This is a genomic window from Pseudomonas imperatae (assembly GCF_057128625.1).
The window spans coordinates 90689-102815 of the sequence record NZ_JBSKHP010000003.1 but is presented as its reverse complement, the minus strand read 5'-3'; the positions used below and the strand labels follow the sequence as shown (position 1 = coordinate 102815).

Here is a 12127-nt window from a genome sequence, read left to right as displayed (position 1 = left end):
TGCTTGGCTTTGCCCACGTGGCATAAACCTTGCGCGGTGCGCTTACCGTTAAGGCTCGCAGGAGGCACGCCGTGTCGATCCATGTCGCATTGCACCATGTCACGCATTACCGCTACGACCGTGCGGTTGAACTTGGCCCGCAGATCGTCCGCCTTCGCCCCGCGCCCCATAGCCGCACGCGCGTGCTGTCCTATGCGCTAAAGGTGCTGCCCGAGCAGCACTTCATCAACTGGCAGCAGGACCCTCAGGGCAACTACCTGGCGCGCCTGGTGTTCCCGGAAAAGACCGACGAATTCCGCGTCGAGGTGGACCTGGTCGCCGAAATGGCGGTGTTCAACCCCTTCGACTTTTTCCTTGAGCCGTACGCGGAAAAGATCCCATTCGCCTACGCGAAGGACGAAAAGCACGAGCTGGCGCCTTACCTTGAGAAGTTGCCACTGTCGCCCAAGTTCGAGGCTTACCTCAAAGGCATCGACCGCACGCCGATACCGGCCGTGGACTTCCTGGTGGCGCTCAACCAGCGCCTGAGCCAGGACATCGGCTACCTGATCCGCATGGAACCGGGGGTGCAGACGCCGGAAGAAACCCTGGAAAACGCCTCGGGCTCCTGCCGTGACTCGGCCTGGTTGCTGGTGCAGCTGCTGCGCCACCTGGGCCTGGCCGCGCGCTTTGTGTCCGGCTACCTGATCCAGCTGACGGCCGATGTGAAAGCCCTGGACGGCCCGTCCGGCACCGAGGTGGACTTCACCGACCTGCACGCCTGGTGCGAGGTGTACCTGCCCGGTGCGGGCTGGATCGGGCTGGACGCCACCTCCGGGCTGTTCGCCGGTGAAGGGCATATCCCATTGGCCTGTAGTCCCGATCCGTCCTCTGCGGCGCCCATCAGCGGCCTGGTGGAGCCGTGCGAATGCGAGTTCAGCCATGAAATGGCGGTAGAGCGCATCTGGGAGGCGCCGCGCGTCACCCGGCCCTACAGCGAACAGCAATGGCAGCAGATCCAGGCGCTGGGCCGGCAGATCGACGCCGACCTGGTGGAGGGCGACGTGCGCCTGACCATGGGCGGCGAGCCGACCTTCGTGTCCATCGACGACCCCGATGGCGCCGAGTGGAACACCGCGGCCCTGGGCGACGCCAAGCGCAAACTGTCCGCCGAGCTGTACCAGCGCCTGCGCGCCCGCTACGCGCCCAAGGGCCTGGTGCACTTCGGCCAGGGCAAGTGGTACCCCGGCGAACAGTTGCCGCGCTGGTCGCTGAACGCCTACTGGCGCGTGGACGGCGAGCCGATCTGGCACAACGACGCGCTGATCGCCGATGAAACCCGTGATTACGGCGCCACCGGCGAGCTGGCTGGGCGCTTTCTGGCCAGCGTCGCCGAGCGCCTGAAGCTGCCGCCGCGCTTCGTGTTCCCGGCCTACGAAGACAACTTCTACTACCTGTGGCGCGAAGGCGCACTGCCGGTGAACGTCAGCGCCGAGGACTCGCGCCTGGGCGAGGAAATGGAGCGCAAACGCCTGCGCAAGGTATTCAGCCAAGGCCTGGACAAGGTCATCGGCCAGGTGCTGCCGCTGGCGCGCACGGCTGATGGAGAGCAATGGCAGAGTGGCCGCTGGTACCTGCGTGACAGCCACTGCCGGCTGGTGCCGGGCGATTCGCCGCTGGGCTACCGCCTGCCCCTGGCCTCGCAGCCCTGGGTGACCGCTGCCGAATACCCCTTCGTGCACCCGCGTGACCCCAACCAGGACCTGGGCGCACTGCCCACCCCGGTGCAGCTGCAGGTCGCCAGCCCGGCCCAGGCCGCCGACGAGCGCGTGCCCAAGCTGGACGAGTCGGCCAGCTGGCTGACCCGCACGGCCCTGTGCGCCGAGGCCCGCGACGGCCGCTTGTACCTGTTCATGCCGCCGCTGGCCAAGGCCGAGGAATACCTTGAGCTGGTAGCGGTGATCGAAGCCACCGCCGAGGAACTCAAGTGCCCGGTGCTGCTGGAAGGCTACGAGCCGCCCTACGACCCGCGCCTGGCCAACTTGCGCATCACCCCCGACCCGGGCGTGATCGAGGTCAACGTGCAGCCCTCGGCCAGCTGGGACGAGCTGGTAGAGCGCACCGAGTTCCTTTACGAGCAGGCGCGGGAAACCCGCCTGAGCACCGAAAAGTTCATGATCGACGGCCGCCACACCGGCACCGGCGGCGGCAACCACTTCGTGCTCGGCGGCGCCACCCCGGCCGACTCGCCGTTCCTGCGCCGCCCGGACCTGCTGCGCAGCCTGATCAGCTACTGGCACAACCACCCGTCGCTGTCCTACCTGTTCAGCGGCCTGTTCATCGGGCCTACCTCCCAGGCGCCGCGCGTGGACGAGGCGCGCAACGACTCGCTGTACGAGCTGGAGATCGCCTTCCAGCAGATGCCCGCGCCCGGCGAGCAGTGCCCACCGTGGCTGGTGGATCGCTTGCTGCGCAACCTGCTGATCGACGTTACCGGCAACACCCACCGCGCCGAGTTCTGCATCGACAAGCTCTACTCCCCGGACGGCGCCACCGGCCGGCTCGGCCTGCTGGAACTGCGCGGCTTCGAAATGCCGCCCCACGCGCGCATGAGCCTGGTGCAGCAACTGCTGCTGCGTGCCCTGGTGGCGCGCTTCTGGCGCGAGCCCTATGCACCACCGAAGCTGGCGCGCTGGGGCACCGAGCTGCACGACCGCTTCATGCTCGCGCACTTCATCGAACAGGACTTCGCCGACGTCATCGCCGACCTCAACGGCGCCGGCTACGGGCTGCAAGCCGAATGGTTCGCCGCGCACCTGGAGTTCCGCTTCCCGAAGATCGGCGACTACGCCGTGGCCGGCATCGAACTGGAGCTGCGTCAGGCGCTGGAGCCCTGGCACGTGCTGGGCGAAGAGGGCGGCGCCGGCGGCACCGTGCGCTACGTCGACTCGTCGCTGGAGCGCCTGCAGGTCAAGCTCAACGGCCTGTCGCCACAGCGCTACGTGCTCACCTGCAACGGCCGCACCGTGCCGCTGCAGCCCACCGGCAAGGTCGGCGAGTACGTGGCCGGCGTGCGGTTCCGCGCCTGGCAGCCGTTCAACTGCCTGCAGCCGACCATCCCGGTGCACGCGCCGCTGACCTTCGACATCCACGACACGTGGATGCAGCGCTCCCTGGGCGGCTGCCAGTACCACGTGGCGCACCCGGGCGGGCGCAACTACGAGACGCTGCCGGTGAACGCCAACGAAGCCGAGAGCCGGCGCCTGTCGCGATTCTTCCGCCTGGGCCATAGCCCCGGCCCGCAGCCTGCGCCTACACTCACGAACAATGACGAGCTGCCGATGACACTGGACATGCGTCGCACCTGAAAGGGCGGCCGGGCAACCGGCCTGCCGCTTTTTTCTGATGTCTTACTGCCTGCGCCGAGCGTTCCATGCCAGACCTGCTTGACCGATACCCGCTGACGGCGGGAAGTTTTGACGAGATGCTCGCGGCTGACGGCTCGGTGCGTCCGCACTGGCGCAAGCTGTTCGACCAATTGCAGCGCAGCAGCCCGGCGCAGTTGGCCCAGCGCCAGGCGTTGCTGACCCGGCAGATCCAGGAAAACGGCGTGACCTACAACGTCTACGCCGACCCCAAGGGCGCCGACCGCCCGTGGGAGCTGGACCTGCTGCCCCACGTGATTCCCGCCGCCGAGTGGCAGCACCTGCGCGCCGGCATCGCCCAGCGCGCCCGCTTGCTGAACGCGGTGCTGGCCGACATCTACGGCCCCCAGGAGCTGATTCGCAAGGGCCTGTTGCCGGCGGAGCTGGTGTACGGCCACAACAATTTCCTCTGGCCCTGCCAGGGCCTGAAGCTGCCCGGCGACACCTTCCTGCACCTGTGCGCCGTGGACCTGGCGCGCACCCCCGACGGCCGCTGGTGGGTGACCGCCGACCGCACCCAGGCGCCCTCGGGCGCAGGCTATGCCCTGGAAAACCGCATGAGCGTGTCGCGGGCCTTTCCCGAGCTGTACCGCGACCTCAAGGTGGAACACCTGGCGGGCTATTTCCGTACCCTGCAGGACACCCTGCGGCGGCTGGCGCCGGGCGGCAACGAAACCCCGCTGATCGTGTTGCTGACCCCCGGGCGCTTCAACGAGAGCTATTTCGAACACCTGTACCTGGCGCGCCAGCTGGGCTACCCGCTGGTGGAAGGCAGCGACCTGACCGTGCGCGACGCCACCGTGTACCTCAAGACCCTCAACGGCCTGCGCCGGGTGCACGCGATCATGCGGCGCCTGGACGACGACTTCTGCGACCCGCTGGAGCTGCGCACCGACTCGGCCCTGGGCGTGCCCGGCCTGCTGGAAGCCGTGCGCCAGGGCCGCGTGCTGGTGGCCAACGCCCTGGGCAGCGGCGTGCTGGAATCACCCGGGCTGCTGGGCTTTTTGCCGACCATCAACGAGCACCTGTTCGGCGAGAAGCTGATCCTGCCGTCCATCGCCACCTGGTGGTGCGGCGAGCCGCCGGTGATGGCCCAGGCCCTGGAAAAACTGCCGAACCTGCTGATCAAGCCGGCGTTCCCCTCGCAAAGCTTTACCCCGGTGTTCGGCCGCGACCTTGACGCCAAGCAGCGCAAGGCCATGGCCGAGCGCATCCAGGCGCGCCCCTACGCCTACGTGGCCCAGGAGCTGGCGCAGCTGAGCCAGGCGCCGGTGTGGCAGGACAACGGCCAACTGGCGCCGCGCGCCATCGGCATGCGCGTGTACGCGGTGGCTGGCTACGACGGCTACCGGGTGCTGCCCGGTGCCCTGACCCGCGTGGCTGCCGAGGCCGACGCCGAAGTGGTGTCGATGCAGCGCGGCGGTGCCAGCAAGGACACCTGGGTGTTGGGCGAACGCGTGCCCATCGGCGAACAGTGGAAGGCCCAGCGAACCATCGGCGTGCACGACGTGGTGCGGGTCGACCCGTACCTGCCGTCGCGGGTGGTGGAAAACCTGTTCTGGTTCGGCCGCTACTGCGAGCGCTGCGACGACAGCGCGCGGCTGCTGCGCATCATCCTCGGCCGCTACATCGACGGCGACGACCCGCTGGCGCTGGACGCCGCGGTGGAGCTGGCCGAGCGCCTGTCGCTGCTGCCCGAGGAGGGCGAGCTGGAAGAACGCCTGCTGGCCGCGCTGCTGGGCGAGGAATGGCCGTTCAGCCTGCGCGCCAACCTGCAGCGCTTGCAGTGGGCGGCCTCGCAGGTGCGCGGCAAGCTGTCCCGGGAAAACTGGCAGGCGCTGGTGGAACTGCAGCGCGAAGCCCAGAGCCTGGACGTGGAAGAACCCGACCTGGGCGAGCTGCTGGACTTCCTCAACCGCCTGGTGATGTCGCTGGCGGCGCTGTCGGGCTTCGCCCTCGACGACATGACCCGCGATGAGGGCTGGCGCTTCCTGATGATCGGCCGGCGCATCGAGCGCCTGCAGTTCCTCAGCACCAGCCTGGCCGGCTTCCTGCGCGGCGTGGCGGTGACCGACCAGGCCGGCCTTGAATGGCTGCTGGAACTGGGCAACAGCAGCATCACCTACCGCTCGCGCTACCTGGCGGTGCCGCAGCTGATTCCGGTGCTCGACCTGTTGCTGCTGGACGAGCAGAACCCCCACGCGGTGATCTTCCAGCTCAAGCTGGTGAACCGCGCGCTGCGGCGCCTCAACGATGAATTCGGTGCGCCCCGCGAGCGCGGCCTGGCCATGCTCATCGAGCGTCTGGCCGGCTTCGACCTGGGTAGCCTGGAACACTCGCTGTTCGGCGCGCCCAGCGTGCAGGCGGCGCTCGACGGCCTGGCCGACCTGCTGCAGACCATCAACGAAGCCAGCGGCCAGGTCTCTGACCGCCTGGCCCTGCGCCATTTCGCCCACGTCGATGATGTCAGCCAACGGACGGTGTCGGTATGAGCGCCCAGTACCAGATTCTTCACGACACCCATTACCACTACGACAGCCCGGTGTCCCTGGCCCAGCAGCTGGCGCACCTGTGGCCGCGGCCCTGCGCCTGGCAGATCTGCCGCGAGCAGAGCCTGGTCATCAGCCCCGACCCCAGCTGGCGCGTGGATGACTTCGATGTGTTCGGCAACCCGCTGACGCGCCTGACCTTCGAGCGGCCCCACGACGAGTTGAAAGTCAGCGCGCGCCTGCAAGTGGAGGTGCTGGCGCGGGCCACGCCGGACTTCGCCGCCTCGCAAGGCTGGGAAAAGGTGCGCAACGCCCTGTGCTACAACAGCGCGCCTATCGCCGAGGACCTGATGAAGGCCTGCCGCTACCGCTTCGAGTCGCCCTATGTGCGGCTCAAGCAGAGCTTCGTGGCCTTTTCCGCCGATTGCTTCCCGCCCGGCCGGCCCTTGCTGGAAGGCGCGCGGGCGCTGATGGAAAAGATCTTCGAGGAATTCACCTTCGACGCCGAGGCCACCCAGGTGGCGACGCCGCTGGTGGAAGTGCTGGAGCGCCGTCGCGGCGTGTGCCAGGACTTCGCTCACCTGATGCTGGCGTGCCTGCGTTCGCGCGGGTTGGCGGCGCGCTACGTCAGCGGCTACCTGCTGACCCAGCCACCGCCCGGCCAGCCGCGCTTGATCGGCGCCGACGCGTCCCACGCCTGGGTGTCGGTGTACTGCCCGCCGCTGGGCTGGGTCGACTTCGACCCCACCAACAACGTGCAGCCGGCGCTGGAGCACATCACCCTGGCCTGGGGCCGCGACTTCTCCGACGTCTCGCCACTGCGCGGGGTGATCCTGGGCGGCGGCAGCCATGACCCGGAGGTGCAGGTCACGGTGACGCCGCTGGGCGAGCTGGCGGGCTGATCAGTCCGGCTTCTTGTCGGTCCACTTCGGCAGCACGGTGGGCTGCCAGGCGTCCAGGGCGTCGAGCAGGTCGTTGGCCGAGTCGTTCACCTGCAGCATCGCCCGGTGCTGCTCGCGGACGAAGTTTTCCTCCACCAGGTGGTCGAGGAAGCCGGTGAGCTTGCTGTAGAAGCCGTTCACCTCCAGCAGGCCCAGCGGCTTGCCGTGGTAGCCCAGCTGGCCCCAGGTCCACACTTCGAACAGCTCTTCCAGGGTGCCCAGGCCGCCGGGCAGGGCGATGAAGGCGTCGGCCAGCTCGGCCATGCGCGCCTTGCGTGCGTGCATGCCGTCCACCACTTCCAGGCGGGTGAGGCCCTTATGGCCGATTTCCAGGTCGTTGAGGCTGTGGGGGATGATGCCGATCACTTCACCACCGGCTTCCAGCACGGCATCGGCGACGATACCCATCAGGCCCACGGCGCCACCGCCGTAGACCAGCGTCAGCTTGCGCGCCGCCAGGGCGCGGCCCAGGGTGATGGCCGCCTCACGGTACACCGGGTTGTTGCCGCTGCTGGCGCCGCAGAAAACACAGACTGAAGTCAAAGGCATGGGGTGGCTCCTGGCACGTTGGGGGCCACAGGGTAAATCCGCAGGCGCTCTGGCTCCAGCTTTTCGTTCAGTCGTCCAGATGTTCGGTGCCGGTGTTGCCGCAGGCGTAGGCGGCGAGCAGGCTGCGCAGGAAATTGTTCATGTAAACGCTCCGTGATTGATATTGTATACAATATTAGGTGCGTGTAAGGTTTGTCTTGTTGCCATTTTCGATAGGGCTCATAGAAGAAGCCTTGCTTAATAACTGTCCTGGAGATCCACCATGTTCGCAAAAGTCGTAGCCGCCTCCCTGCTTGCCCTCGCTGCCGGCCAGGTATTTGCCGCTGATTGCAAGGTAGACGTCGATTCCACCGACAGCATGACCTTCGACACCAAGGCCATCGCAATCAGCAAGACCTGCAAGACCTTCACCGTCAACCTGGGCCACTCGGGCTCGCTGGCCAAGAACGTCATGGGCCACAACTGGGTGCTGAGCAAGGCTGCCGACGCCCAGGGCGTGGCCAGTGACGGCATGGCTGCCGGCATCGACAAGAACTACCTGAAGGATGGCGACGAGCGCATCCTGGCCCACACCAAGATCATCGGTGCCGGCGAGAAGGATTCGGTGACCTTTGATGTGTCGAAGCTGCAGGCGGGGACTGACTACGCGTTCTTCTGCTCGTTCCCGGGCCACATCTCGATGATGAAAGGCGCGGTCACCCTGGTGGACTGATCGCCACACCCGTAGCCGCTGCCGCCAGGCTGCGCTGGCCCTGTGCCTCACTGAAAATCTACAGTGTACTCAGGGGCCAGCGCAGCCTGGCGGCAGCGGCTACAGTGCGTTACGGTTTTACCTTGAACACATGGCGCAGGTACGCCACAAAGTTCTCATCCCGGCACTGGGTCTTCGCCGCCTCGTCCGAGATCTTCGCCACCGGCTGGCCATTGCAGTCGGTCATCTTCAGCACAATGCTCATCGGTTCCACCCCCGGGATATCGCAGGTCAGGTTGGTGCCAATGCCGAAGCTGACGTTGATGCGCCCGCGCAGCGCGCGGAAGATGTCCAGCGACTTGGGCAGGTTCAGCCCGTCGGAGAACACCAGCGTCTTGCTCATGGGGTCGATGCCCAGCTTCTGGTAATGGGCGATGGCTTTTTCCGCCCACTGCACAGGGTCGCCCGAGTCATGGCGCAGGCCATCGAACAGCTTGGCGAAGTACAGGTCGAAATCGCTGAGGAAGGCGTCCATGGTGATGCAATCCGTCAGGGCGATGCCCAGCAGCCCACGGTATTCACGCACCCAGCAATCCAGCGCCGCGCTCTGGCTGTCGATCAGCCGCGGGCCCAGTTGCTGGTGGGCCATGATCCATTCATGGGCCATGGTGCCCAACGGTTTGATGTCCATTTCCCGCGCCAGGTGCACGTTGCTGGTGCCGACGAAGCGCCCGGGGAAATCGTGCTTGAGCACCGACACCACTTCTTCCTGCACCTTGTAGGAAAAGCGCCGGCGGGTGCCGAAATCGGCTACCTGCAATTCGGCCAGTTCGTCGGCCGAGGCGTTGGCCGCCAGCCAGTCGAACTTGCGGTACAGCTGCTCGCGGGCCTGGCCCAGGGTGACCTCGCGGTAACGCACGCGGTTGCGCACTTCGCTGACGATGGCCAGCAGCGGCACTTCGAACAGGATCACGTGCAGCCACGGCCCGCGCAGCTTGATGCTTAGCTGGTCGTTCTCGATGCTGGTCTGGATATAGCGCAGGTTGAAGCGGAACAGGCCCAGGAAGCGCAGGAAGTCCGGCTTCATGAAGTTGATGCGCTCCAGGAACCCCAGCTGGTCGCTGCTCAGGCTCAGTTCGCAGAGGCGCTCGATCTGGTAGCGAATTTCGGCCAGGTACGGGCGCAGGTCTTCACCGTTGCGGCAGCGGAACTCCCACTCCACCTCGACGTTGGGGTAGTTGTGCAGGACGGCCTGCATCATGGTCAGCTTGTACAAATCGGTGTCGAGCAGGTTCTGCACGATGCGATCAGCGAATACGCTCTCGCTCATTGAGGGCTCCAACTGGGCCTGGCGGCATGACGGAATCGATAGTGGCGCACAGTAAAGGCTCATTCTGCCAGTCTTTTGTGCTGGCCGCCGAATGCTTGAGCCTGGCGCGAAAGCCTCTGGCATCGCCTTTTCGCCGCCACTATAAGTAGTTTCCTAACTAACTCTGTGTTTTTCCAGGCACCAGCTAGCCTGTAATGGTGCGTGGCGTAGCAATTGCGCACCGCTGATGTGCACTTCGGTTACGCAGCCTGTTACAGGTCGGTTGCACGCGCAAGTGCTAGCAGGTTGCAATGATGGCACTTTGTGGTTGCGCCTTTTTTGCAACCCGGTGTTACCAGGCCCGAGCCAGACGGTTGCACGAGCCGCAAAAAGGCGGGCGCAGGGCCTGCGCGCGCAAAACGGCGCCTGGCGTCCCACATTGGAAAATGGGATGGCACGGCGCTTGCTCAGAGCTATTGCTGAAGTTGTAGTGCCAACCAAAAAAACTCAGGAGCACCACCTCATGTCGCAGACGTTTTACAGGAAAGGTTTTCTGGCTCTCGCAGTGGCTACTGCGTTGGGTGTTTCTTCGTTTGTACAGGCAGCCGACATCAAGATCGGCGTGGCAGGCCCCATGACCGGTGCCAACGCATCCTTCGGTCTGCAATACATGAAAGGTGCCCAGGCGGCAGCCGACGAGATCAACGCCCACGGTGGCGTGAACGGCGGCAAGATCATCCTGGTGCAGGGCGACGACGCCTGTGAGCCGAAACAGGCCGTGGCGGTGGCCAACAAGCTGGCTGACCAGGACAAGGTCGCCGGCGTGGTCGGTCACTTCTGCTCCTCGTCCACCATTCCTGCTTCTGAGGTTTACGGGGACGCTGGCATCATCGCCATCACCCCAGGCTCCACCAACCCACAGGTTACCGAGCGTGGCCTGACCGCCATGTTCCGCATGTGCGGCCGTGACGACCAGCAAGGCGTGGTGGCCGGTGACTACATCGTCGACGTGCTCAAAGGCAAGAAAGTCGCGGTCATCAACGACAAGGACACCTACGGCAAGGGCCTGGCCGACGCCACCGCCAAGCAGCTGACCGCCCGTGGCGTGAAGCCGGTGCTGGAAGAGGGCCTGACCCGCGGCGAGAAAGACTTCAGCGCCCTGGTGACCAAGATCCGCGCCGCTGGCGCCGACGTGGTCTACTTCGGTGGCCTGCACCCCGAGGCCGGCCCGCTGGTGCACCAACTGCGCGAGCAAGGCCTGAAAGACGTGAAGTTCATGTCCGACGACGGCGTGGTCACCGACGAACTGGTGACCACCGCCGGTGGCGCCCAGTACGTGGATGGCGTGTACATGACCTTCGGCGCCGACCCGCGCCTGCTGCCAGACAGCAAGGCGGTGGTGGACCAGTTCCGCAAGGCCGGCTACGAGCCTGAAGGCTATACCCTGTACGCCTACGCCTCGATCCAGGCCCTGGCCGCAGGCTTCAATGGCGCCAAGTCCGACAAGGGCGAAGACGCTGCCAAATGGCTGAAGGCCAACCCTGTCCACACCGTGATGGGCACCAAGACCTGGGACAGCAAGGGCGACCTGAAAGTCTCCGACTACGTGGTGTACCAGTGGGACAAGGACGGCAAATACCACCAGCTCGACAAGCAGAAATGACATGACGTCGGCCCGGCCCGGGGTTAAGCCCCGGGCCGGGTCAAACAGGGCCCGGCCGCTCGTGGCCAGGCCCGTCAGTTCTCTTACCACCGCTCGCGTCTCGAGTGGGCAGGCCCGGCTTGCCCGCGCGGACCCGTGCGGCCCAGAAGTTCGTGAGCGTGCATGATGGATGGTATTTTCCTGCAACAAATGGTCAACGGCCTGACCCTCGGGTCGGTCTACGGGCTGATCGCCATCGGCTACACCATGGTCTACGGCATCATTGGCATGATCAACTTCGCCCACGGCGATGTGTACATGATCTCTGCCTACCTGGCGGCCATCGGCCTGGCGGTGTTGTCGTTCTTTGGCGTCGAGTCCTTCCCTTTCCTGATTCTCGGCACGCTGGTGTTCACCATCGTCGTCACCGGGGTCTACGGTTTCGTCATCGAGCGGGTGGCCTACAAGCCCCTGCGCAACTCCACGCGACTGGCGCCGCTGATCAGCGCCATCGGCATCTCGCTGATCCTGCAGAACTACGCGCAGATCGCCCAGGGCCCCAACCAGCAAGGCGTGCCCACGCTGCTCAGCGGCGGCTGGCGCTTCGACATCGGCACCGGCTTCGTGCAGATCACCTACACCAAGCTGTTCATCCTGGTGGCAGCGTTCGCCGGCATGGCCGTGCTGACCTACATCATCCAGTACACCAAGCTGGGCCGCATGTGCCGGGCCACCCAGCAAGACCGCAAGATGGCCTCGATCCTGGGCATCAACACCGACCGGGTGATTTCCTACGTGTTCATCATCGGCGCGGCCATGGCGGCGCTGGCGGGCGTGCTGATCACCGTGAACTACGGCACTTTCGACTTCTACGCCGGCTTCATCATCGGCATCAAGGCCTTCACCGCCGCGGTGCTGGGCGGCATCGGCTCGCTGCCGGGGGCCATGCTCGGCGGGTTGATCCTGGGGGTTGCCGAGTCGCAGTTCTCCGGGTTGATCAACTCGGACTACAAAGACGTGTTCAGCTTCGCCCTGCTGGTGCTGATCCTGATTTTCCGACCCCAGGGCCTGCTGGGTCGACCACTCGTGGCGAAGGTGTAAT

8 protein-coding genes are annotated in these 12127 nt (G+C 65.7%); 6 read left to right on the top strand and 2 right to left on the bottom strand.

The genetic code is table 11. From position 1 onward, the window contains the following. Window positions 1-71 precede the first annotated feature (71 nt). The 3 genes from ACWKWX_RS05160 (at window position 72) to ACWKWX_RS05150 (ending at window position 6795) form a co-directional block, all read left to right on the top strand. A complete protein-coding gene (locus ACWKWX_RS05160; RefSeq protein ID WP_483827157.1) occupies window positions 72-3347 on the top strand; it encodes a transglutaminase family protein in 3276 nt (1091 codons plus the stop codon). Between the two features lie 65 nt (window positions 3348-3412). After that, window positions 3413-5896 carry a circularly permuted type 2 ATP-grasp protein gene (locus tag ACWKWX_RS05155; RefSeq protein WP_483827156.1) on the top strand — a complete coding sequence of 828 codons (2484 nt, stop codon included), beginning with the start codon at window positions 3413-3415 and terminating at the stop codon, window positions 5894-5896. Continuing rightward, the gene (locus ACWKWX_RS05150) at window positions 5893-6795 is read left to right on the top strand and encodes a transglutaminase family protein (protein ID WP_483827155.1); all 903 of its coding nucleotides are present in this window, start codon (window positions 5893-5895) and stop codon (window positions 6793-6795) included. Before ACWKWX_RS05155 ends, ACWKWX_RS05150 begins: the two co-directional genes overlap by 4 nt. On the opposite strand, the gene ACWKWX_RS05145 is transcribed toward ACWKWX_RS05150, so the two are convergent. Further along, window positions 6796-7383, bottom strand: a complete 588-nt coding sequence (locus tag ACWKWX_RS05145) for a cytokinin riboside 5'-monophosphate phosphoribohydrolase (RefSeq protein ID WP_416422172.1) — start codon at window positions 7381-7383, stop codon at window positions 6796-6798. Between the two features lie 262 nt (window positions 7384-7645). On the opposite strand from ACWKWX_RS05145, the gene azu reads away from it, so the two are divergent. Continuing rightward, entirely contained in the window at window positions 7646-8095 is a 450-nt protein-coding gene (azu, locus tag ACWKWX_RS05140; protein WP_416422173.1) for an azurin, read from the top strand. 109 nt (window positions 8096-8204) lie between these two features. On the opposite strand, the gene pncB is transcribed toward azu, so the two are convergent. Next, window positions 8205-9404: a nicotinate phosphoribosyltransferase gene (pncB, locus tag ACWKWX_RS05135; protein WP_416422174.1), complete on the bottom strand. Its 1200-nt coding sequence runs from the start codon at window positions 9402-9404 to the stop codon at window positions 8205-8207. Window positions 9405-9906: 502 nt separating this feature from the next. Here pncB and ACWKWX_RS05130 point away from each other — a divergent pair. Together ACWKWX_RS05130 and ACWKWX_RS05125 are read left to right on the top strand one after the other, a co-directional pair. Further along, window positions 9907-11046 carry a branched-chain amino acid ABC transporter substrate-binding protein gene (locus ACWKWX_RS05130; protein WP_416422175.1) on the top strand — a complete coding sequence of 380 codons (1140 nt, stop codon included), beginning with the start codon at window positions 9907-9909 and terminating at the stop codon, window positions 11044-11046. Window positions 11047-11211: 165 nt separating this feature from the next. Continuing rightward, the gene (locus ACWKWX_RS05125; RefSeq protein WP_416427528.1) at window positions 11212-12126 is read left to right on the top strand and encodes an ABC transporter permease subunit; all 915 of its coding nucleotides are present in this window, start codon (window positions 11212-11214) and stop codon (window positions 12124-12126) included. Window position 12127: the final 1 nt, after the last annotated feature.